The sequence below is a fragment of the Bacillus sp. FCW2 genome (assembly GCF_021228595.1).
GTDB classification, from domain to species: domain Bacteria; phylum Bacillota; class Bacilli; order Bacillales; family Bacillaceae; genus Bacillus; species Bacillus velezensis.
The window spans coordinates 2,396,887-2,420,241 of sequence record NZ_CP089436.1; the positions used below are offsets into that span (position 1 = coordinate 2,396,887).

Annotated in this window: 17 protein-coding genes; 7 read left to right on the plus strand and 10 right to left on the minus strand. The window is 41.0% G+C overall.

Annotated elements, in window-relative coordinates; genetic code table 11:
* Positions 1-21: 21 nt before the first annotated feature.
* Together K3G25_RS12045 and K3G25_RS12050 are read right to left on the minus strand one after the other, a co-directional pair.
* Positions 22-2,139, minus strand: coding sequence for a SpoIID/LytB domain-containing protein (locus K3G25_RS12045; RefSeq protein WP_029972831.1), 2,118 nt, complete (start codon positions 2,137-2,139; stop codon positions 22-24).
* 22 nt (positions 2,140-2,161) lie between these two features.
* Positions 2,162-2,464, minus strand: coding sequence for a membrane protein (locus tag K3G25_RS12050; RefSeq protein ID WP_017418804.1), 303 nt, complete (start codon positions 2,462-2,464; stop codon positions 2,162-2,164).
* A 178-nt stretch (positions 2,465-2,642) separates the two neighbouring features.
* Between K3G25_RS12050 and K3G25_RS12055 the strand changes: the two genes are divergently transcribed.
* A complete protein-coding gene (locus K3G25_RS12055; protein ID WP_021494106.1) occupies positions 2,643-3,563 on the plus strand; it encodes a polyisoprenyl-teichoic acid--peptidoglycan teichoic acid transferase TagU in 921 nt (306 codons plus the stop codon).
* Positions 3,564-3,614: 51 nt separating this feature from the next.
* Here K3G25_RS12055 and wecB read toward each other — a convergent pair whose 3' ends face one another.
* Complete coding sequence (wecB, locus tag K3G25_RS12060; RefSeq protein WP_021494107.1) at positions 3,615-4,754, minus strand: non-hydrolyzing UDP-N-acetylglucosamine 2-epimerase; 1,140 nt, start codon at positions 4,752-4,754, stop codon at positions 3,615-3,617.
* Between the two features lie 277 nt (positions 4,755-5,031).
* On the opposite strand from wecB, the gene galU reads away from it, so the two are divergent.
* Positions 5,032-5,910, plus strand: a complete 879-nt coding sequence (galU, locus tag K3G25_RS12065; RefSeq protein WP_015240700.1) for a UTP--glucose-1-phosphate uridylyltransferase GalU — start codon at positions 5,032-5,034, stop codon at positions 5,908-5,910.
* Between the two features lie 34 nt (positions 5,911-5,944).
* Here the strand turns inward: galU and tagH are convergent, their stop codons facing one another.
* From tagH to tagD, 5 genes are all read right to left on the minus strand, one after another.
* Complete coding sequence (tagH, locus tag K3G25_RS12070) at positions 5,945-7,498, minus strand: teichoic acids export ABC transporter ATP-binding subunit TagH (protein ID WP_029972833.1); 1,554 nt, start codon at positions 7,496-7,498, stop codon at positions 5,945-5,947.
* Between the two features lie 19 nt (positions 7,499-7,517).
* On the minus strand, positions 7,518-8,345 hold the full coding sequence (tagG, locus tag K3G25_RS12075; RefSeq protein WP_017418800.1) for a teichoic acids export ABC transporter permease subunit TagG: 828 nt from the start codon (positions 8,343-8,345) through the stop codon (positions 7,518-7,520).
* A gap of 154 nt (positions 8,346-8,499) precedes the next feature.
* Entirely contained in the window at positions 8,500-10,662 is a 2,163-nt protein-coding gene (locus K3G25_RS12080) for a teichoic acid poly(glycerol phosphate) polymerase (protein ID WP_021494864.1), read from the minus strand.
* Between the two features lie 50 nt (positions 10,663-10,712).
* On the minus strand, positions 10,713-12,731 hold the full coding sequence (locus K3G25_RS12085) for an alpha-glucosyltransferase N-terminal domain-containing protein (protein WP_029972835.1): 2,019 nt from the start codon (positions 12,729-12,731) through the stop codon (positions 10,713-10,715).
* 157 nt (positions 12,732-12,888) lie between these two features.
* A complete protein-coding gene (gene tagD, locus K3G25_RS12090) occupies positions 12,889-13,278 on the minus strand; it encodes a glycerol-3-phosphate cytidylyltransferase (protein WP_003151361.1) in 390 nt (129 codons plus the stop codon).
* Between the two features lie 355 nt (positions 13,279-13,633).
* Here tagD and K3G25_RS12095 point away from each other — a divergent pair, with 355 nt between their 5' ends.
* Positions 13,634-14,404 (plus strand): WecB/TagA/CpsF family glycosyltransferase, encoded by a 771-nt coding sequence (locus K3G25_RS12095; protein ID WP_014419028.1) that lies wholly within the window; start codon positions 13,634-13,636, stop codon positions 14,402-14,404.
* A gap of 32 nt (positions 14,405-14,436) precedes the next feature.
* On the plus strand, positions 14,437-15,606 hold the full coding sequence (locus K3G25_RS12100) for a CDP-glycerol--glycerophosphate glycerophosphotransferase (protein WP_029972836.1): 1,170 nt from the start codon (positions 14,437-14,439) through the stop codon (positions 15,604-15,606).
* Positions 15,607-15,731: 125 nt separating this feature from the next.
* Here the strand turns inward: K3G25_RS12100 and K3G25_RS12105 are convergent, their stop codons facing one another.
* Positions 15,732-18,371, minus strand: a complete 2,640-nt coding sequence (locus K3G25_RS12105; protein WP_017418794.1) for an N-acetylglucosaminidase — start codon at positions 18,369-18,371, stop codon at positions 15,732-15,734.
* Positions 18,372-18,494: 123 nt separating this feature from the next.
* Complete coding sequence (manA, locus tag K3G25_RS12110) at positions 18,495-19,445, minus strand: mannose-6-phosphate isomerase, class I (RefSeq protein ID WP_029972838.1); 951 nt, start codon at positions 19,443-19,445, stop codon at positions 18,495-18,497.
* A gap of 217 nt (positions 19,446-19,662) precedes the next feature.
* Here manA and K3G25_RS12115 point away from each other — a divergent pair, with 217 nt between their 5' ends.
* From K3G25_RS12115 to K3G25_RS12125, 3 genes are read left to right on the plus strand one after another with little or no spacing between them, the layout of a single operon-like run.
* Complete coding sequence (locus K3G25_RS12115; RefSeq protein ID WP_029972839.1) at positions 19,663-21,114, plus strand: spore germination protein GerBA; 1,452 nt, start codon at positions 19,663-19,665, stop codon at positions 21,112-21,114.
* A gap of 5 nt (positions 21,115-21,119) precedes the next feature.
* On the plus strand, positions 21,120-22,226 hold the full coding sequence (locus K3G25_RS12120; protein WP_014419033.1) for a GerAB/ArcD/ProY family transporter: 1,107 nt from the start codon (positions 21,120-21,122) through the stop codon (positions 22,224-22,226).
* Complete coding sequence (locus K3G25_RS12125; RefSeq protein WP_021494859.1) at positions 22,223-23,353, plus strand: Ger(x)C family spore germination protein; 1,131 nt, start codon at positions 22,223-22,225, stop codon at positions 23,351-23,353. Before K3G25_RS12120 ends, K3G25_RS12125 begins: the two co-directional genes overlap by 4 nt.
* Positions 23,354-23,355 lie beyond the last annotated feature (2 nt).

The window sequence follows — 23,355 nt, forward strand, 5'->3', positions numbered from 1 at the left end:
CTTCCTCCTGCTCTCGTTTATTTAATAGTCAGTCAATGTAGTGCCCGGATAATAAAATTTTAAAATTGAACTATATGAATCTCCTGAATCCGCTCTTGCCTTAGCGCCGTACTGGCTCATGCCGATGCCGTGTCCATATCCCTTTCCGCTGATTGTAAAAGCAGAACTGTTTTGACTGACGGTCACATAAGTGCTTTTAAACACGGAGGCTCCGATCATCGTTCTCAATTCAGTCACCGGCACAGTCATTGCAGATGTTTTATTTGCCTCGTAATTTCCATTGTTTTGTTTGACAGCGTAATTCACTTTCAAAGTTGCTGTTTTAGCCCGCTGTCCTTTAGTTGTTCCGCTGAATGTAAGATCTTCTATTTTTAAAATTTTAATGGCGGAAGCGCCTGTTTCCTTATTTTTCAGAATCCAATTTTTAATACCGCTCAGTTGAGCTGCATTTGTCTCATTCTTTGAAGCAAACCAAGAGGCCGGCTTATTTACATCAATTGAATCCGGATTGATTTGCTGCTTAGAAAGCGTCAGACTCCAGGCAGTTTGAGGATCTTTTGTGTCTTTTTTCGCAGTTAAATAAGGAACGCTTGAACCCCATACTTCGTCGCTTGATTCTGTATAACCGCCATTACTCGATGAATAAGCCGCCGTAATTAAATTCCCTTTGTAAGTCAGCACCTTATTTTTTGTCTGCTGCACCGCTTTCGTTGTATTGGCATTCCAGCTGTACCCGCCATATACTTGAAAAGCAGTAGTATCAGCAACAGTGCTCCCGGTCTTCGTAATTGAGTATGTTCTTGCCGCAACCGTTTGCGCCTTCAGCGCTTCAAGAGACCAGCTTGCAGGCATTTCATTCGGTACGACACCTTTTAAATAATCTTCAAAAGGAATGTTTTCATTTACAGGTCTGATATATTTGCCTGACTCTATTGAAAAATTAACCGTCCCCAAGTATTCTTTTCCATTCAAACTGATCCGGTTGGATTCATTGTACGTTTCCGGTTTTATTCTCAATGAATTCCCATATGTTTTAATATGATTAAGATTTAACTTTCCATTATTGATTTGTAAGTTGTATGTGCTTCCGCCGGCTAAGTAAAAATGGTTTGAAAGCTCATTTTCAACCCCGGCGGAAATGGAGCTTGTACTTCCGATAAAGTCGTATGCATACGACGCCTTCTCTTTTGTCACTGATTTAGCTGCTGAAGGAACATCATCTTGTTTGATATATAATATTTGGCTGTTTTTTTTGGCGGCTAAAGAAGCGCCAACCAGGACATCAGCATATTTCGTTCCATTAGTCATGACGACTTTATCAGCCTTCAACTTTAGCTGATTAATGATATTAGCAGTCAATTCATACCGTGTTGATCCGGGTATTCGCTGCACAGTTGAAGTTTTTTTAATTTGATTTTCTACAGCATCACTCACGCTGAACGAACTCCCGATAATTAAGACTTGCTTCGGAAGATCATAATCCGGCAATTTATCCTTTTCAGTCAGTAGAATGGGATAGCCGTTTGCAGCGGCATACGGAGCAATGGCTAAAGCGTCTTGAAAAACATTACCTGTTACAACAATTGCTTTATCGTAATTTCCCATTTGTTTTGCAATGTTTTCAGACAGAACATAACGGTTTTTCCCGCTGATTCTTTTCACAGCTCCATAAGACTTAAGCTTATTTTCAACGTCCTTTGAAATACTTTTAGCCCCGCCGATGACCAGAATATTATCGGGATTGAACTTAGCAATCTGTTTTTCTGTTGTTTTTGTTAAAGTGTCCGGCTGTGTAAATAACACCGGCGCATCCAATTTTTTTGCCAGAGGAATTACTGGTAATGCATCGATAAAAACATCACGATTGACGAGAATAACGGTTTTAGGATTCGTCCATTGGGAGTCAGATGCAAGAGCCGCCGTCTCATATCGGGATGCCCCCGAAAAGCGGTTGGTTACAGACACATGATCACCGGTAACCTGATAAAAACCGGTTGGAGATAAAGAAATGCTTGATTGATTTCCTATGTAATTTGTCAGCTTAACAGATATATTTGAATCTGCCGCAAAGGAAACCGCCGGTATAAGCAATATAACAACAGCTAGAGTCAGTCCTATTAAATGTTTGCAAGTTTTCAAGATTACAGCGTCCCCCTATTCATTAATTTGCCGGTTCGATATCCTTCAGCATAAGCTGTCCCTTGCTATTTTTTTGATATTTTACTGTCACTTTGTCGCCATTATCCAAATTCTTAACATCGTCGGCTGATTCTTCAGTGATATCAAAACTTACCGGTTCATGATCCACAGTGACTTCTATTGTATGAGTATCCGCCAGTCCTACATAAGTGCCCTCTTTCGTTACCAGCTTTTCACCCGCATCCTCGCCCTGAGATTTTTCATTATTAACTCCGCACCCGGCGAGAAGCAGTATAAAGAACAAACATCCAAAAATTTTTTTCATTTTTTTCACCTCATTATGGATTATCGACAATATATTATCTATTTTAAAGAAAAATTAAGAAACATTGAAACTTTTTTCGATAACATTCGACTATATTAGGATTTATTGTATTCTATTATAAAATATTGAATTTACTGGGAGTTCGATTTCCAATTTAAAACAGATGGGGTGTATTGAGATGAGAAGTAAACGAAGAAAAAAGAAAAAGACTTTGTTACTGGTCTTTCTGACAATCATCGGCATTTTTATTTTAGTTTCCGGCGGCTTTACATACTATCTATGGCATAAAGCGGCATCAACCGTCGCCAGTATTCACGAAGACATTAACAAATCGAATAAACGCAGCACTGAGGTGAAAATAAATAAACAAGAACCGTTCTCTGTCTTGATCATGGGAGTGGACGAACGTAAAAATGATAAAGGAAGAGCCGACTCGCTCATTTACCTTACTGTCAATCCAAAGACAAAAACAACGGAAATGGTCAGTATTCCGCGTGACACTTATACAAAAATTATCGGCAAAGGCACGATGGATAAAATCAATCATTCATATGCATTTGGCGGTACGCAAATGGCAGTAGATACTGTGGAGAATTTCTTGAACCTTCCTGTAGATTATTTCATTAAAGTAAATATGGAAAGCTTTAAAGATGTCGTTGACACTTTAGGAGGCATCACTGTCAACAGTACATTCGCTTTCAACTATGACGGTTATTACTTCAGCAAAGGCAATATTTCATTAAACGGTGATGAAGCCCTCGCTTACTCACGAATGAGAAAAGAAGATCCTAAAGGGGATTTCGGGCGCCAAGACAGACAGCGGCAGATTATAGAGGGTATTATCAATAAAGGGGCAAGTATCTCTTCTGTCACGAAATTCGGAGATATGTTTAAAGTAGTAGAGAACAATGTAAAAACGAATTTAACCTTTGATGATATGTGGGATATTCAATCCGGCTATAAAGATGCCCGCAAGAAAGTGATTCAGCATGAGCTGAAGGGTGACGGCACTAAAATCAACGGAATTTACTATTATAAAGCAGATGAAAACGGTCTTGCTTCCATTACTAAAGAATTGAGAAGTAGCCTCAACCTTTAAACTAATGCAGAAAAAGCAGCTTCGCATACATTATGCGGAGCTGCTTTTTTGTTACACCTCGAAAGAATCAGGACGCTCTGAACGCAGTCCGAATTGATAGAGCAGCCCCTCAGCAATCCTTCTTGACGCCATGCCATCTCCATAGGGATTAGATGCCCGCGACATTTTTTCATATTCCTGCTTGTCTGTCAGCAGCTGTTTTGCCATCTGATAAATCGTTTCTTCATCAGTACCGGCTAATTTCAGAGTGCCCGCCTCCACTCCTTCGGGCCGTTCAGTCGTATCGCGCAATACGAGAACCGGCTTTCCTAAGGAAGGAGCTTCCTCCTGAACGCCTCCTGAATCAGTTAAAATAAAATACGACCTTGACGCAAAATTGTGGAAATCAATCACTTCAAGAGGTTCAATTAAATGGACGCGCTCCGAATCACCAAAGTGCTTATCAGCAGCTTCACGTACAGCGGGATTCAGGTGTACCGGATAAACGACTTGCACATCGCTGAATTCATCTGCGATCCGGCGGATGGCTTTAAACATAAGTTCCATCGGCTGACCTAAATTTTCCCGGCGATGCGCCGTCAGTAAAATCATTCTGTCATTGCCGATTTTTTCAATAATATTATGGGAGTATTCAGAGTGAACCGTTGTATGCAAAGCATCAATCGCTGTATTTCCGGTAACAAAAATGGAGCTTTCTTTTTTATTCTCATTCAACAAATTTTGCTTCGCTTGCTGAGTCGGAGCAAAGTGGATATCAGCAAGCGAGCCAGTCATTTGGCGATTCAATTCTTCCGGAAAAGGTGAATATTTGTTGCCCGTGCGCAATCCGGCCTCCACATGTCCGACTGCAATCTGGTGATAGAAAGCTGCAAGGCTTCCGGCAAAGGTTGTTGTCGTGTCACCATGAACAAGAACAATATCAGGTTTGATTTCCTTAAACAGGCCGTCCAGTTTTACCAGGGCGTTTGAAGTAATTTCAGCCAGCGTCTGCCGTTCTTTCATAATATTCAAATCAAAGTCAGGCTTAATTTGAAATGCGTGAAGAACTTGATCCAGCATTTGTCTATGCTGGGCAGTCACAGTGACATATGATTCTATTTCAGGGCGTTTTTTTAATTCGAGCACAAGGGGCGCCATTTTTATCGCTTCAGGCCTTGTACCGAATACCGTCATGACTTTAAGTTTTTTCATATCTCTTTCTCCTGTATCAAGTTTGTGATCATTTTTCATTATCAACCCATTTTACACGATATGATCCGCCAGTTAAATATCTTGTATTATTTTTCCCATAAATGAAAAAGGATATATCATTAAGGCTTTACGGATAAAACTTGTTTAATAATGGTTTATCTTATATCATTAAAAGTGTTAAAAATGAAATATCGGGTATACAGAAAATATCAGCAAGCCTGAGTCTGTATAGATATCTTAACTTATATTTAAGTGACGCTAAGGAAGGTGCTTTAAAGTGAAAAAAGTACGCAAAGCCATAATTCCCGCTGCAGGTTTAGGGACACGCTTTCTGCCGGCAACAAAAGCCATGCCGAAAGAGATGCTTCCGATTGTAGACAAACCAACGATTCAATACATAATTGAAGAAGCGGTTGAAGCGGGTATTGAAGACATTATTATTGTTACGGGAAAAAGCAAGAGAGCCATTGAAGACCATTTTGATTACTCACCAGAGCTGGAAAGAAACCTAGAAGAAAAAGGGAAAGTCGAACTCTTAGAAAAAGTCCGAAAAGCCTCTAATCTTGCTGACATTCATTATATCCGGCAAAAGGAGCCAAAAGGTCTTGGACATGCCGTTTGGTGCGCACGTAATTTTATCGGTGACGAGCCATTTGCCGTCCTTCTCGGAGATGATATCGTTCAAGCTGAAAAACCAGGGCTTCGCCAGCTGATGGATGAATATGAAAAAACACTTTCTTCTATTATAGGGGTTCAGCAAGTGCCTGAAGAAGAAACCCATCGTTACGGAATTATTGATCCGCTGACAAGTGAAGGCCGCAGATATCAGGTGAAGAACTTTGTTGAGAAGCCGGCTCAAGGGACTGCTCCGTCCAATCTGGCAATACTGGGACGTTATGTCTTCACTCCTGAAATCTTCATGTATCTTGAAGAACAGCAAATTGGTGCCGGAGGGGAAATTCAGCTTACAGACGCTATTCAAAAGCTGAATGAAATCCAGCGGGTTTTTGCTTACGATTTTGAGGGCAAAAGATATGATGTTGGTGAAAAACTAGGTTTTATTACCACTACATTAGAATTTGCGATGCAGGATCGTGAACTGCGTGATCACCTTATTCCTTTCATGGAAGACCTGTTAAGAAAAGATGAATTATAAGAAAAAAAGCTGTTGGATTTATTCCAACAGCTTTTTATTTTATAATGCAGGTTAAAGTTTGATTATCGTTATTGATAATAAAAGCGTATTTATCATTTGCCGCAATAAATTGCCGATCACTGCTGCCCTTTATAACATCTTTATTATTCAGGGATAGATCTGCCGGAGTAATAGCTGATATTCCTCTGAAAACAAGCTGCTCGGCCTTGCCATTATTCACTACATAACTGACCTCGCCATTTTTAAGATATAGCATCTCCCGGCCGTTCACTACTTCTTTCTGCAGCTCTTTCATTTCTTGCTGAATATCATTAACGCGCTCACCGAGATGTGACACAAGTTGATCAGTATCACCCTGCTTTACATACGGAGAAAAAGCGGATGCTTTCACATTTGAACTTTTTTCGTTATAGACCGCTGCATTTTCCGGGATATAGTACGTTTTATTATTGACCTCAATCTTTGCTGATTGCCTGTCTTCAGATACCACTTTCACCTGAGCACCGAACGGAATAAGGAAGTCCGCCTTTTTTTTCAGCTCTGTATCTTTATAGGCCTGCGTCTGGTCTTTTAATACGAAACCTTTTTTGTTCACCAATATCTGGTCTTTCCCCTTGTTAACATCATCTTGATATCCGATCTTACCGAAGGAAGCGATAGTACGAAGCGGGGCGCTGAAAAACATGGTTCCTGCCATAAACACAAGCAGTATTGATAAAATAGCAATTTGAATAGCATTGACTGCTGATCCGGATTTACTATTTTTCTTTTGTTCCTTCACAATTGCCTGCTGCTCAGGCGATTCTTTTTTACGTTCAGCAACCTGATCTTTCTTATATTTCTCTTTGTCTTTTTTGGAGAGTTTATTAAACCAATCGATAAATGCTTTGTACTCTTTGACGACGGTTTCAGTGTCGTCGAACATTCTTAATTCACCATAGTGCATCCAAGCCACACGGTCACACATTTTTTCAATCTGACCAATGGAATGACTCACAAAGAAAATGGTTTTTCCTTGTTCTTTAAATTCCTGGATCCGGTCAACACACTTCTGATAAAATGTCTGGTCTCCTACGGAGAGGGCTTCATCAATGATTAAAATATCCGGATCTATATGCACGGAAATAGCAAAACCAAGGCGGGACTTCATACCGCTTGAATAGTTTTTCACCGGCTGATTAATAAAATCACCGATCTCAGCAAACTCAACTATGCTTTCATACATCTCATCGATTTCTTTATTTGTCAGCCCCATCATTAAACATTTAAGTCTTATGTTATCCCGGCCCGTCAAAGCATTATTTAAACCGGCTGCAATCGCAATCAGCGACGGCTGGCCGTTCATTTCAATTTCACCGCTTGTCGGCGGTATCACTTTTGCAAGCAGATTGGACATCGTCGATTTACCCGATCCGTTAATTCCCACAAAGCCGATTGTCTCCCCTTCATATACATCAAAGGAGACATTTCGCACAGCGAAAAAACCGTTATCTTTAGCAGGGAAAAACAAACCTTTTATTTTATCCGACTGTTTTTCATAAAGATGATACTGCTTTGAAACATTTCGAAACGAAACCTTTAGTTTCATCGTACAATCTCCTTACGTATTAAAGAAAGTCAATAAACTTATCTCTGAATTTCATGTGTAAAACAGAACCGACTGTTAACAAAAATAAGGTGAACAGCCAGAAATACAGTGTATATTTCACATCTTGAAAGAACCACTGACCATCTAATAAGCTGTTCCTGAAACCGTCAATTATATAAAAAAGCGGATTCAGCTTCAAGACAGGAACCAATTCCGGGTGAGCTGCCCCCAGCTTTGAGTTAATATCCCAAAAAACCGGCAGGAGGAAAAACAAAAGTCTTGTCACTGCCTGCAGAAGAAACTGATAGTCTCGGATCAGCACGCTGATTGTCGAATTAAACAAGCTGAACGAAAATAAGAAAGCCATCAGACAAACAAAATAATAAATATATTGAAGCCAATGAAGGCTCGGATAGATTCCGCTGGCGAGCAATGCAATGATATAGATCACCATCATAATTGCATAACTGAACAAATTAGAAGCGATGGCGACAGACGGCAAAGAACTGATTGGAAAATTCATTTTAGCCACCATTTTAATTCTTTTAAATACACTATTTGATCCGTCTAATATTGTCGGACTTATAAAAAACCACGGTATCAGACCTGCAAGCATCCACAAAATAAAAGGCACTTCTCCGGCACCTGTAGCCATCGGCCCCCCTTTTCTGATCCCCAATCCAAAAACAAACCAATAAGCAAGCATTTGAATAAGAGGATTTAAAAACTGCCATAAAACGCCTAAATAATTCATTTGATATTTAGACTTTGTTTCGTAGGCTGCTAAACGCATGATTAAAGGAAATGATGTTACTTGCTCTTTTAGTATTTTCACTACAGCATTCATTTTAATCTTCCTTAGGTTGATTTGATTTTATAAAGCATCGCTGATAATTGTACCAGAAATCAAATTTTTTTTCACTTTCAAGCCGCATGCAAATGCTGCTAAAAGGTTTGTAAAGCATAATAGAAAAACCCCTTGATACAAAGGGGTTTTTCTATTATTCAGATTCAAACACAATTTTCACGACTTTCTCAGAAGAATGTCCTGACTCAAGATAACAGAATTTGTCATAAAAAGGTTTGAATGAAACCGGGTGCTGATAATCCGGTGATGAAATATGTTTGATTGCCTCGATCGTTTCCTCTGTCGTTTTCACTAACGGACCAGGAGCATCTTTCTCAAAATCGAAATAAAACCCTCTGAGTTTATCCCGGTATGTTTCAATATCGGGAACAAAAAACAGCATCGGGCGTTTCAGATTTGCAAAATCGAAAAATACAGAAGAGTAATCGGTAATTAACAGATCTGAAATCATATACAATTCCCGAATATCTTCGTGTGCAGAAAAGTCGTAAGCAAACCCTTCAAACGGACCGAGGTCAAAATTTTCGGCCACAAGATAATGCATTCTCAGAATAACGAGATATTCATCTCCGAGCTCTTCCCTTAATTTATGCAGGTCTAAATCAAGGTCAAATTTATAACGGCCTTTAGCATAAAACTGGTCATCTCTCCATGTCGGCGCATAAAGAATGATTTTCTTATCCTCAGGCAGGTTTAACCTTCTTTTTATCGCTGTGATTGTCTCATTATTATTATCATTATGAAGAAAATCATTTCTCGGATAACCTGATTCAATCATAGTTTTATCGAATTGGAAGGCGCGCGCAAATATCTCAGACGAGTAGGCATTAGGAGAAATTAAATAATCCCAATTGGATGCCTCTTTAATAAAATTCTTTTTATATTTTTTCGTATTAGTACCCGGCATATGAACTTCTTCCATATCCATTGCAAGTCTTTTTAAAGGCGTGCCGTGCCATGTTTGAAGATAGGTTGTATGTTCCGGCTTTGGAATCCATAAAGGCAGACGGCTGTTGACGACCCAATATTCTGCCCGCGCCATAGCAAACAGCCACTTGATAGAAAGCCTGTTAATGTATTGAATGCCCTTCTCTTTAAAAGGCGCTGCATACTGTTTATTTACGCTCCAATACATTTTATATTCCGGATGATTGATTTGCATGTATTCATAAATGGCTCTCGGATTACAGCTGTATTGTTTGCCGTTAAAGCTTTCAAAAATAATGGTCTTGCTTTTAACAGGCATTTTGCTCGCCATTCTGAAAACAACTTTATAACCTTTCGTAATAAGGGAATTTCTGCGTTTTTTCAGTTTTTTCATTTTGGAAATGAAACGTTTTTTCTTCCCTTTTATGAAGTATCTCATCCTTGTTTTCAGGCTGTAGTCGTTCACACGGATACAGACAGTCTGCTTTTTCTTCTTTTTATATACCTCATACCTGACCGGTCCGCTGTCTTTATTCACAACGCTTATGAGGCCTTTCAGTTTATTTTTTCTGTCTCCGAGCACAAGCGGAGTGCTGCTGAGAACAATAGGTTCAGCTTCGTCGTTTTCACAATGAAACTCCATAAACATACGGTAGACAAATCGTTTTTCCAGAGAATAAGGAATATCTTTTAATGGAATTTTTATTTGGAAATCAAAAATTTCAGGGGTGAATGCATCTTCCCGAAGCTGTTCAATATTCTCCGTTTTTTTCGTCATTTTAATAGGGAAATGTTTCTCTACGGGATCTTCTCCCCCTTTTTTAATGACAAATTGCAGGTTTTTAACTGAAAGCTGATTCTCCGAACTTAGATATCCTGCATACCCTGAAATCATAATCTCTTCTGCCTTCAGCTGAATCTCATCAAACTTCACAATTTTCGCTTCTCTTTTTACCTTTAAAGAGAAATTGCCCTTATCGGTTGTATAAGGTAAAATTAACAGCTCAGTCGTATGATCAAGGTGGTAGGCACGCTCAATCGCTTCAGCTTCCACGGTTAAACGCACCTGCTTCGGCTGTTCTTCTTCCGCTGCCGGTTCCCCCAGTACCACATAAAAATCATAAGTCTGTCCCATTTCTAAAGGTTCAGGAAACGAGTGAATATTAATTGATGCACTGTATTGAGCCGGGCTCTCTTTCTCTAAAATAACAACATCCTCGGCTCCGGAACGCCGTTCTTTTAATTTTAAATAACATTTCACTTCCTCAGCTAACGGTTCTTCGCTTTCAAGTGAAATAGAGAGTGCCAGGTCTCCCACATTATTTTTTAAGCTTTTCAAAATACATTTGCTCACGGTATTTTCATCCATACTTATTTTCTGCTCCTCTGAATTAAAGCTCTTCACTTAACCGATTTCACTTAATCGATGTGATCCTTTTTGTTTAATTTAATAGAGAAATTCCCTTTCACAGTCGTATAAGGTTCGAAAGTATATCCGTTATTCATAAACCGATCTTTTTCGCCGAAATTGACTTCACGGCTGGATACCCTTCTTAGAATACGGATATGGTCAGCTGTTATATATTGAATGTAAAAGTCAAGAACCGAAGTATGATTTGCGTCAATTTTTTCTTTTTGGATGTCCTTTTCAAGATCTATATAAAATGGCTGAGCCGGTTGATCAGCGGATACGGATATGATTTCAGATTTGTTTTTCCGATCAATCCCAACCATTCGGACTTTTTCAAATGCATCATTCTGGTCAGACACTGAAACGCTGATCGCTAATCCGTTGGCATTTTTTTCAAAAGATGTGATCGGGTGTTCTTTAGAACCGACTTTTTCAGCAAGCCGTTCCTTTTCTTTTCTCACTTCAACCATTTTGAAAAGAGCATATGACCAATTTTTAATATAGTTTGGTTTAGAGTATTTCTCCGCCATTTTAAAGGCTAGACGTGAAAATTGTTTGTGAGTGCTGTCATCTCTCATTAAAGAGATAATGGCCTCAGCCAGCTTTTCTATATTATATTGTTCAATTACATAGCCGTTTACTCCATCTTCTACCAAGCTTCTGGCACCGTAATCGTAATCGTAAGTTACGACCGGGCATCCATTGCTCAATGCTTCCATATTGGACAGACCGAAGCCTTCAAAGTGAGAAGTTGAAATTGTCAGCCACGCTTTTTGAAACTCGTAATCAGGGTTGTTCGTGTAGCCTTTCAGCAATACATTATTCTTGAGGTTTTGAGCTTTTATTTCCTTTTTGATTTTCTCTGTTTCTCCTCCAGAACCGAATATTTCCAGTTTCGCATCCGGGATTTCATTTACAACAAGTTTGAACGCTTTAACGGCATGCGTCAGGTTTTTCATTGGTACAATCCGAGAGATAATAACCGCTTTATTTCGTTCGCTCGGAACTTTCAAAACCTCTTCATCGAGCGGTTTATTAATCGTATGCGGTGTAAAAAAGAATGTCTCTTTTTCCCCTGAAATCAAACTGAAATCTGCAATCTGCTCCTCAGTGATAAAAAATACGGCATCAAGGTTATTTATTTGGCCGAAAAGTTCTTTATAGCGTCCTTTGATCTGGAACTTATTATCACCATAATGTTTATTGTGAATAATCGCCGCATAATAAGATGACGGCGCTTTTTTCACTCTGAAGACATGTTTATCCTGTAGTCTGCTGTCGACCAGAAATAGTTTAGGCCGATCGTTTTCTTTTTGGAGAATATCAATCCAATGCCTGCGCAACTCAAATTCATCTTTAAATGTTAAAGGGTTTTCTTCTGAGTACCAAGTAAAATGTGTGAATTTGACTGCTTCATTTTGGTCATCCCACATGAAGTGCTTTTCCAGATAAACGACATTTTCGCTGTTGATAAACTCCTGAAGGAAGATTTGATTCGTCTTTGTATCAAAATGAGAGACAATGACGGGTTTTCCTTCTTTATTGTATTCTTCCCTTTTGATTACTTGTTTTTCATCATTCAGGTAATCTACGTAACGCACGTCATCACTGCCTGAATAATAGGAAAGATTATAATCGTTTGATGATTTTCCGAACATTTTTGAGATAGTTTTGCTTACTTTCCCCTTGCTGACATGTTTTTTTATTTGATTCAGCTCAATTTTCTCCGAATAAATCCGCTTGCCTTTTGTTCTTTTACTTAAAAAGTCATCATACATGTTGATAACTTGTGTATATTGAGGGTCGGTTTTCTTTCTTTCAAAGAGTTCGTTTTTTTTTCTCCGAAATTCCAAATCAAATTTAAAAGTAAGAAAGGCGGTATTCTTTTGACTCTCTTCTCCGAATAGTTTAGAACGCAATAATAGTGATTTGGTCAGACCTCCGTAATCATCCGGGAGGCCTCCTGAGATAAAATAATACATCATATCGGGAAGCTCATTATTATCGTTAATAGGCTGATTGGACAAATTTTTTCTCCCTTTCACCATATGGAATTTAGTAAAACACTGCAAAATAATACTATTCCCTCAGATTATTATAACAAACCTATTTAAGCATCAAAAAGTACTCCTTATCAGCAAATAAGAAGTACTTTGAACAGTTCATGCATTCAATAATTCCGTATTACACCCCGGCAATTTCTTTTTTAATCTGTGTGGTGGAAATGCCTTCGGTTCTAGGGAGGTAGATGACTTCGCATTGATCTTTAAGGAAATCGAATTTGCCTTCCCAATCGTCTCCCATTACGAACACGTCGATGTTATGATCCGCTACGTCACGTACTTTTTGATCCCAGCTGTTTTCCGGAATGACTTCGTCGACATAACGGATCGTTTCCAGAATCAGCTTTCTGTGTTCATAGCTGTGGTAGGCCTTTTTTTGTTTTTGCAGGTTGAACTCGTCTGTTGAGATGGCAACAACAAGGTAATCTCCAAGCTGCTTTGCGCGCTCAAGCAGTTTAATATGACCCCAATGCAGTAAATCAAACGTTCCGTAAGTAATGACCTTCTTCATGAAACAAAAGCTCCTTTCTATCATCATACGTATAACAAGCAACTGCTCTGAAATGCTGCGCAGCTGTATCCTTAATCACTAAAGTGCCAATTTCGTACTCATGGAACCTCATTATATCACATAGCCCTGAAAAGGTTAAGCCAATGTAAAACGAAGTTAAATTCCACTTATTAACAAATGTTATTACAATAGGAGTTTAGCAGGGTTTTTGCGCGTATGATTAAAGAAATTGTTATCTTATTTATATTTTTGTAAAACTATTGTTAAGTTTATCTGAAGGTATTATGTTAAAATAAAGCTTAGCCTAAGTCACGAAAAAGTGAAAGAAAATCCCGTACAAAAAGGAGGACGGCAGATGCAGACTGAAATGGTGCACAACCTTTCTTACGTTAATGGAAATTTACAGGAGTTTATTTCATATTTAGACACTTATTATATCGCACAGAAGCAAGGAGCCGTTATTGCGACGGTCAATCCTGAGATCGGATACGCTGCGGCGAAAGACAAAGGTTATCATCAAGTCATTTCTTCCGCGGATTTCGTCCTGCCGGATGGTATCGGCGTCGTGTTAATGTCACGTTTGATGCAGCACCCGCTGAAATCAAGAATTGCGGGATTCGATGTGTTTCTTGCGCTGCTCGGCCTCGCAAACCGGCAGTCTAAAAAAATATTTTTATACGGAGCTAAACAAGACGTGCTTGACGCCGTTTTGAACCGGATCAGCAAAGAGTATCCGAATATTGAGGTTGTCGGAGCCAGCAACGGTTATGAAGCGGATAAACGCTTCGTCGCCAAACAGATTTCCCGGGCGAAACCCGATCTCGTATTTGTCGCCTTAGGATATCCCCATCAGGAACAATTTATTTATGAACACAAACATCTTTTCCCTCAGGCTGTATCGATCGGTTTGGGAGGAAGCTTTGATGTGTTCAGCGGAACGGTGAAACGCGCCCCTGAATGGATGATCAAAACGAATCTGGAATGGCTGTACAGACTGGTGACGAATCCGTGGAGATGGAAAAGGATGCTGAACATTCCGAAGTATGCTTTTACCGTTTTGAGAAATAATAAATCAAATAAAAGCCTGTATTCCAAGCAGGCAGAAGATCAAACGAAACAGCTTTAAACAAATAAAACAGCAAAAGAGATTGGTAATCTATGAACTTGCGATCTTTATTCGCCGCTTTCTATTCTATATATCTGTCTGTTCTCGGCGTTTTGTTCAAGCCTGTAAAGCCCAAGAACCATCTGACCCTGCTGGTATCTTTTGAAGAGAATGCGCAGGCTCTCATCCGTTCTTACAAAGCGCACGCTGAATCGCTCTCTTATGAAGTGACGGTTTTGTATACGAGACACGCCGTCAATCTGAAAAAAGAGCTGGAAGGTGTCGGCTCTTTTTATCTGAACGAAAAACATCCGCTGCATCTTTTGAAGGCTGTTTTGATCCTTTTTAAAAGCAAAGTGGTGATAACGGATAACTATTTCCTCATGACAAGCGTCTTAAACTGCCGGCCGCAAACGACATGCATTCAGGTGTGGCATGCGAACGGCTCTTTGAAAAAGTTCGGCCTTGAGGATGTGACGAATCAAAATCGTCCGGCATCAGATATCAGCCGTTTTAAAAAAGTGTACCGCTCGTTTGACTTTGTTACCGTCGGTTCAGACGCGATGGCTGACGTTTTTAAAAAGTCGTTCGGCATACGGGACGGCCAGCTGTTAAAAACGGGTGTCCCCCTGACTGACGTCTATTATGAAGAACACAAGCCCGAACTGAAGCACAAATGGCCGAAAAAAATCATCCTGTACGCACCGACATTCAGGGATTATGATATGCAGTCCTTTCGGCTGCCATTCACCGAAGAACAGCTCACAAACGCGTTAAACGGAGAGTATATGCTGCTTGTAAAGCTTCATCCTGCCGTTTTGCATCATATTTCGGCTTCGTTTGAAAGCGAACTGATCAAGAACGTGTCTGACATGCGTCTTCATGATCTCTTGAAAGCGGCTGATATTTTAATTACGGATTACTCTTCCGTGCCTTTTGAATTCGCGCTCTTAAATAAACCGATTTTCTTTTTCACGTATGATCTGGAGGAATATGATCAAAAACGCGGTTTAATCGACAATTATACGTCCGTCATTCCCGGAAAGGCTTGTCATGACAGCGAAGCCCTTCTGGAGGAAATGACGAAAAAGCCATTTCGTGCAGAAGAAATGAAGCGGTTCTCGGACAAATGGAATATGTATTCAGATGGGAATTCGAGCAGCAAACTGCTCCAATTTGCAGAAGAACAAATAACATACAAAAACACCTGTTCACACAATTGAACAGGTGTTTTATATATTTATATTGCCTCCATAGTGCTTAAAAATAATCGTACAAACAAAAAGACATCTGTCCAATTTAATATTGAAAAAAGCTCGGAAGTATGACTCCGAGCTCTTTAACACGTTTATTTATAGACAGGAATATCATAGTAAAGCTGATAGTTATCTAACAGACTATAGAGACTGTACATTCTATTTACCTGCTTATACGCCCAACCAATATCAGATGCATATTGGTGGCTTACAGAAGGCTCCCATCTCATTTTATACAAGGTATCTTGGTTGTATACGGCATTGTGTATATAACTCTGTCCGATAAATTTGGCCCCTCCAGTAATCGCTGCTTCAGGACTGAACCATCCTTGGTTATATGCATATTGGGCACCCTTGTTCACAGCGTCTCCGTCATATGCACCTATGCCATACATGTTATATACCTTTTTCCCATTATAGGTCACACCGTTTGCCAGCTCTGAGGTACCGTTTCCGGTCTCTAATAAAGCGTGAGAAATCAGGTAGAGCTCATTAATACTGTTAGATTCAGCTGCCTTAATAAAAGCTTCACCTTTTCCTTCAAGAATTCCTTTCCCTTTTAAAATCTTTGTATTGACTTCTGATGCTGTCAGTCCTGCATATTTCGATAACTTCAAAAACTGAAAATAACTTTTATCTGACACAGAAAAGTTTGCGGGGTTTACATAGTAGGAAACTTCTTCCTCGCTTGCTTTCCGCCAACCCATTTTAATTTTTGCCCAGTTATTCTCTACACTAATGATATTAACCTTATAACCTTTTGTCACTGTTCCTATAATATTATTGCTCTTTACCTCTGGAGTAGACCTGACATTAAGAAAATCTGCGGTTACGGTAGAATTTGCACTATTAATATAAGATAGAGATACGTAGGCACTTGAATCCGTCTGCGGGTTCGCTTTTAACTGCTTCGCGACCATTTCACTCATCGTAATATTATAATTTGTTTCCATTATTTGAGGACCGCTTTTCACCTCAACACTTGAAACTGCCCACCCATAAAGCTGCTTCACTTTGCTTGCAGCCTTATCAGCATTGCTTTTTCCTGTAAATTGTTCAGTAATCACTATACTGTATATTGGATTGTTTTTAGTAGTGTAGCTTGCTGATAAGTTCTTTGCCTTAAAGAAACTCAGTCCTTTGTTTAAAGCCGACGATGTGCTGATTTGATCTGTAACTAATTTATATTGCGTGTATGTGCTTTTGCCATTTTGTTTGGCATTGCCTTTCGCATTATTTGTTTTAAAAAAAGTTAACACACGATCTATATCTTTTTGATTTAATAAGTCACTAACAGTGACTTGATATTGCGTATAAGCGGATTTACCGGTTTTTTCACTTACTGCCGTTAATTTTTTTGTCTTGAAGAAAGATTTGACTTGATTAATCTTAGCTGTGTCCAGCAAGGCTTCTGTCTTAATTTTATAAGTTATTCCTTTTGGTTGTTTTATAGATTTGGCAGTTGCATTAATACCGATTTTCTTTAAAGAGTTTAAACCTTTTGTTACTTTTGTTTTGTCAGCAGTCTGTTGTGATAACAGTTGATATTGATTAGCAGCTGTTTTTCCTGAATTTGATTTTGATGATTTTAATTTTTTTCTGCTAAGAAAATTTACTGCTTTATCCGCCTGTGCGTTTGTTACAGCATTTGTTATCACTTGATAAGTTGTTTGGGTTGAAGTTTTCTTTACAGCTGTATAAGTCATATGCCATCTTTTCTTCTTAAAAAAAGCTTGAAGACTTTTTAGTTTTTCCGGGCTGACATCCTTCATTTTCACAACATAATTACTTGTAGCACCAACTTTTTGGTAGGACCCTTTAACTCCTGTGTTATTTATTATTTGGCTGATCGAATTTTTAACCATGCTCAGCCCGTTAAAATAACCCGTTTCTATATTATACGATGTGATAGTTTTTTTATTATTGATGGTTTTGTAACTGCTTTTGACGCCTGTGCTTTGTTCAAGCTGTTTGATAAGACTTTTCGCCTCATCTGCTTTATTGATCAAAGAATTCGTTGTAACAATGTAGTAAGACTGGCCTTTATCAGTCATGTTTAACGTGGCATTCAGCCCAGAATCTTTTTGAAAACTGCTTTTCACTTGGGATGCTGTTTTCTCTCCTTGAATTTTTCCGGATTGAATTTGAATGATCTCCGGTTCCTGTTCAAGTTTTTGATAATTAGCATTGACTCCAGTCTGCTTCTTTAACTCTTGAATAGCAGACTTTGCACCGGCCTCACTTGTCAGCTCAGATGTAACAATGCTTATATAAGGCTGCTTCACACCATTCGGTTTAACAGTACCGGTTAATCCTGTTTCCTTTTTCATTTTATCAAGCAAGTTATTAGCCTGCTGTTCACCTGAAATAGTTCCGGAAACTGCAGTATAATAGGGCTGCTTACTGCCCGTCGGACTTGATGTTCCTTTAATGCCTGTCTGCTTCGTAAAATCGCTTAGTACGCTTTTAGCATTCGTTTCGCTTGTCAGACCTGAAGCAGATATTTGATAGTTCTTAGACGTTCCGCTCTTTTGATAGTCTGCTTTCCATCCGGTATCTTTTTTCAATTTTGTAACTGCCTGAGAAGCCTCACTTTCAGAAGCAAACTTTTGTGTTGTTTCTAACTGATAAATGGAATTGTCAATATAAGCTGCCTTTACTGAGTCTGTTATCGTGAAAAATTCAAGAGTAACCGCTGACAATAACATTGCGGCAGCCAAACTTTTTTTCATTACTTCTCCTCCTTCTCTATATTTATCTATCACACTATTATTTTTATCGGAAAGTGCTTTAATTTTTAAAGTGAAATATATATATAAAAAAACTTAATCCCAGAGCTGGGATTAAGTTTGGTTTTATATATGAGAAACGATGAGCGTGCAATCTCCGTTTATCGTAAAGTCAGGCATCTGATCCGGCAGTATGAAATGCGCGCCTTTTTTAAGCTCGGCGGACTTGCCTTCACAGATGATGGAGCCGCTTCCTTCTGTGACGCTGCACAGCATAAACGGAGCGTCCTGGGTCATTTCCGCCGTCCCGCTGATATCCCATTTGTATACAGAAAAATATTCTCCCTGCACAAAGGTTTTGATGGTGACGCCTTTTCTCGTTTCAGTTGATTCATCTAAAAATCCGTCTACATGAGGAACGGTCGCGGCGTTGACGGCATCGCGGATATGCAGATCACGCGTCTCGCCGTTCTGATCTGTACGCCCGTAATCATATATCCGGTAGGCGGCCTCTGAATTCTGCTGTGTTTCAAGCACGAGCGCCCCCGCGCAAATGGCATGGATGGTTCCGCTCGGCACATAATAAAAATCGCCGGGTTTGATCTTCACGCGGCGCAGCAGGCCTTCCCAGTCACCGCTGTTAATCATGGTGACAAGTTCCGCTTTCGAACGGGCCGTGTGACCGTATATGATTTCCGCATTTTCTTTACAGTCGATAATGTACCAGCACTCAGACTTCCCCGTTTCACCCTGTCCATGCTCCTCGGCGTCATAATCGTCAGGATGGACTTTAACAGACTGATGATGTTTGACGTCCAGTATTTTCGTCAGCAGCGGAAACCGGTCCCCTTCCGTTCCGCCGAATAATTCTCTATGCTGATCCCACAGTTCCATCAAGGTTTTCCCTTGATACGGACCGCTTTTGACCGTGCTCATTCCGTGCGGATGGGCTGATATCGCCCAGCATTCGCCGGTTGTTTCTGAAGGTATGTCGTATCCGAATCGTTCGCGTAATAACGTGCCGCCCCATAGTTTTTCTTTACATACAGGCTGTAAAAAAATCGGCTCTTGCGTCATGTTCGTTCCCCTCCCCTTAAAAAGCGGCTCATATCCCATTCCCCCTGTGTCTTTTTTAAAACACGGAGGGAGCCGCGGTTAAAAACAATATGTATAAAATGGCTGACCTGCTCATTATACCATTCGGATGGGGCGGAATGCTCAGTCATTTCCTATTCCAGAATAAAATGCCTTGTTTGTCGCAAATTAAAATAACTGATGGAAAGGGGGGAACATTATGACGATACATGCGGAGCTCGGCAAAAACCTTGAAGCGCTGAAAAAACGGTTCGGCCAAAGCGATGACATGATGTTTTATTCGTTTACGTACGGAAACGGCAAATGTGACGCCTGTCTTATCTATATAGACGGACTGACCGACAATCAATTGCTTGCGGAATATATTATTTCGCCCGTGCAGGAGGCCGCCCGGCATCAAGAGGAACCGGCTGAAACAACGCCGTCATCCATCTCTTTCGGCTATCGTCACACCCGGCTTTCTTCACTTAAGGACGCGGAGGCAGACATTTTCTCCGGCAAATCGGTTTTGCTGGCGGAGGGATGGGAGGAAGCCCTTTCGTTTGAGACGGAAACATTTAAAATGCGTGATATTGAAGAACCGGCTTCAGAAGTGCTTGAACGGGGGCCGAGGATAGGTTTTGTCGAAAAGCTCCGAACGAACACGGCGCTGTTGCGCGAGCAGTCCGGTGATCCCAACCTCCAGATCAAAGAGATCACACTCGGCGAACGGACAAAAAAGCGGATCGCCGTTGCCTACATTCGGGATATTGCCCCTGATGATGTTGTAAAAGAAGTGATGAAAAGGCTGGATTCGATCACCATTGATGACATTCCGGAATCAGGAGCAATCGAACAGCTTATTGAAGATAACACGTATTCCATTTTCCCGACCGTCTTGACGACCGAACGGCCAGACCGGGTTATGGGCGCTCTTTTGGAAGGAAGGGTTTCCATTCTTGTAGACGGAACGCCTTTTACCCTTTTGGTGCCGGCTACCATTGATGAATTTATCCACTCACCTGACGATTATAATCAGCGGTGGGTTCCGGTTACCTTTCTCAGGCTGCTTCGGTATACATGCATTTTAATCACGATTTATTTACCCGGCCTTTACATATCGCTCGTTACGTTTCACACGGGGCTTTTGCCGACGAGAATGGCGGTTACGATTGCCGGAAGCAGATTGAATGTCCCGTTCCCTCCTTTTGTTGAAGCGTTCATCATGATTTTTACGATCGAGATGATCAGAGAAGCCGGACTCAGGCTGCCGAAGCCGATCGGACAGACGATCGGCCTGATCGGGGGCGTGGTGATCGGGCAGGCCGCCGTTCAGGCGAATATTGTCAGCGCGATGATGGTCATTGTCGTATCCGTTACGGCATTGGCTTCTTTTACGGCGCCCTCCTATGCGTTCAATTTTCCGCTGAGGCTCATCCGTATTTTTTCGATGATTTTGTCGGCGATATTAGGTTTATACGGACTGATCATGTGCTATCTGCTTGTCGTCGGCCATCTGATGCGTCTGAAAAGCTTCGGTCAGGACTATCTTATTCCGATTATGGCGCAGCCTGGCCAAGACTTAAAAGATACGATCGTCAGACTGCCGACGCCTCTTTTGAAAAAACGGCCGACCAGAAAAGAGACGAAAGATAAAATCAAGCAAAGGTGATCCCCATGAAAAAACCGGAAGACAAGCTGTCGTTTATGCAGACACTTCTCATGGTAAGCGGAACAATGATCGGAGCGGGCGTGTTAACACTGCCGCGCTCCGCCGCAACAGCGGACAGTCCGAGCGGATGGATCATTATTCTTGTGCAGGGTGTCGTGTTTATCGGCATCGTCCTGCTCTTTATGCCGTTTTTGCAGAAAAACAGCGGGGAAACCATATATGAGCTGAATCAAAGCATCATGGGACGCGCCATCGGTTCTCTTCTGAATTTATTCATCAGCTGTTATTTTGTCGTCACCGTCTGTTTTCAAGCCCGTTTTCTCGGTGAAGTCATCAATTACTTTTTACTGAAAAATACGCCGATGGGTGTCGTCATATTCATCTTTCTGGCGGTCGGCATCTACCATGTGACCGGCGGGGTCTATCCCATTTCAAAGCTTTATGCCTATCTGTTCCCGGTTACGATCGTCATTCTGATTATGCTGCTTATATTCAGCCTGAGACTGTTTAAGCTGGATTTCGTCCGCCCGGTCATGGAAGGAGGCTACAAAAGCTTTTTTGAGATGTTTCCGCGGACCCTTTTGTATTTTTCAGGACTTGAGGTGATTCTGTATCTGGTGCCGTTTATGAAAAATCCGAAGCAGGCGAAAAAGGCTGCTGTCTTCGGCATCGCCAGCGCAGGCTTATTTTACAGCGTTACGCTGCTTGTCGTCATCGGCTGTATGTCGGTCGCTGAAGCCAAAACGGTGACGTATCCGACCATTTCCCTGATTCACGCCTTAGAAATCCGGGGTATTTTCATTGAGCGGTTTGATATCTTTCTTTTAATCACGTGGACATGCCAGCAGTTTACCTGTATGCTCGGCTCTTTTAAAGGGGCGCATATCGGATTAAACACCATTTTCAGACTGAAAAATAAAAACAATGCCTGGCTGATGGGGAGCTTATTGGCAGTGACATTCGGCCTTTCGATGTACCCCGATGATATCAACAGCGTGTTTGCATTCGCGAATATTCTCGGGTATACGTTTTTTGCCGTCATTATGATTCCTTTTCTCATCTGGTTTGTCAGCTGGATGAAAAAAATAGCCGGGAGGAAACAGACGTCATGACACTTTTCATAAAATGGGCGGCGGCGCTTTTCATACTGATGACGCTTTCAGGATGCTGGGACGCGAAGGAAGTCGAAAAGCTATCTTTCGCCCGGGGACTGGCGATAGACGAGACGAGTGACCGCCGATATAAATTAACCTATCAAAACCTGCTGCCCCAAAGTGAAAACAGCCAGGCTTCCGGCCGGCCCGTGTTTGTCAATGTGACGACGCGGGGGGATACCATTCTTGAAGCCGTCAGTGAAGTCGCTTTAAAAGATCCGCCTGTTTACAGCGATCACTTAAAAGTGCTGATATTCAGCGACAAATTGCTGGCCGACCAAAATATACTGCAGATGATGAATCATTTTATCCGCGATGATGAATTAAGGCGGAGCAGCTATCTCTTCGCGGTAAGAGGCAAAGCGTCCGATATTCTGACGGAGCCGACGCCGAATCAGCAGCAGCCCATGGCCGCGGAAAAGCTGATCGACCTTACGAACAACGGAAACTACAACGGGAAGATTTTACAACCGCTCCGAATCGGGAGGGCTTCAATTTACTGCCATAATAAACGCAGTTTTCTCATTCAGGCCGTCAGCAATCAAAAAGGAAAAACGGTGTATGACGGAGCGGCCATTATCAAAAACGCAAAACAAAACAGATTGGCGGGCTTTCTGTCACCATACGAAATACAGAGCCTGAATTGGCTCATGGGGACGATACGGGGCGGCGTGCTGCCCGCTTTGGATAAAGGGGGGCACCCGATTACCTTCGAGATCAAAAAATCAACATCCGCCATCACTCCCAGACTGAAAAACGGGAAGCTGTCATTTCATGTAGCGGTAAAAACAAAAGGACTTTTGTCAGAGGATCAATATGCCGGAGAAGATTCATTCGATCAGCACTATTTAAACGGGCTGGAAAAGATTTTCGAAAAAAAACTGAAAAGCGATGTGAAAGAAGTCATCGATAAGCTGCAGAATCAATATGAAACGGACCCTGTATTCTTTTCTGACAGAGTCCGCATTCAATATCCCGACTATTGGAAGAAAGTAAAGCATCATTGGGATGAGACCTTCTCCGAAGCGGCCTTTGACTATGATGTTTCCATTCAGATTACCAACTTCGGAACGATGGGACGGTAGCC

Excerpts from the sequence above, each read along its gene's own strand:
- K3G25_RS12115 (WP_029972839.1), top strand. The coding sequence starts at position 19,663 with ATGACGATACATGCGGAGCTCGGCAAAAACCTTGAAGCGCTGAAAAAA.
- K3G25_RS12125 (WP_021494859.1), top strand. The coding sequence starts at position 22,223 with ATGACACTTTTCATAAAATGGGCGGCGGCGCTTTTCATACTGATGACG.
- manA (WP_029972838.1), bottom strand. The coding sequence starts at position 19,445 with ATGACGCAAGAGCCGATTTTTTTACAGCCTGTATGTAAAGAAAAACTA.
- tagD (WP_003151361.1), bottom strand. The coding sequence starts at position 13,278 with ATGAAGAAGGTCATTACTTACGGAACGTTTGATTTACTGCATTGGGGT.
- K3G25_RS12120 (WP_014419033.1), top strand. The coding sequence starts at position 21,120 with ATGAAAAAACCGGAAGACAAGCTGTCGTTTATGCAGACACTTCTCATG.
- K3G25_RS12050 (WP_017418804.1), bottom strand. The coding sequence starts at position 2,464 with ATGAAAAAAATTTTTGGATGTTTGTTCTTTATACTGCTTCTCGCCGGG.
- K3G25_RS12100 (WP_029972836.1), top strand. The coding sequence starts at position 14,437 with ATGAACTTGCGATCTTTATTCGCCGCTTTCTATTCTATATATCTGTCT.
- tagG (WP_017418800.1), bottom strand. The coding sequence starts at position 8,345 with ATGAATGCTGTAGTGAAAATACTAAAAGAGCAAGTAACATCATTTCCT.
- K3G25_RS12055 (WP_021494106.1), top strand. The coding sequence starts at position 2,643 with ATGAGAAGTAAACGAAGAAAAAAGAAAAAGACTTTGTTACTGGTCTTT.
- K3G25_RS12095 (WP_014419028.1), top strand. The coding sequence starts at position 13,634 with ATGCAGACTGAAATGGTGCACAACCTTTCTTACGTTAATGGAAATTTA.
- wecB (WP_021494107.1), bottom strand. The coding sequence starts at position 4,754 with ATGAAAAAACTTAAAGTCATGACGGTATTCGGTACAAGGCCTGAAGCG.
- K3G25_RS12105 (WP_017418794.1), bottom strand. The coding sequence starts at position 18,371 with ATGAAAAAAAGTTTGGCTGCCGCAATGTTATTGTCAGCGGTTACTCTT.
- K3G25_RS12080 (WP_021494864.1), bottom strand. The coding sequence starts at position 10,662 with ATGGATGAAAATACCGTGAGCAAATGTATTTTGAAAAGCTTAAAAAAT.
- tagH (WP_029972833.1), bottom strand. The coding sequence starts at position 7,498 with ATGAAACTAAAGGTTTCGTTTCGAAATGTTTCAAAGCAGTATCATCTT.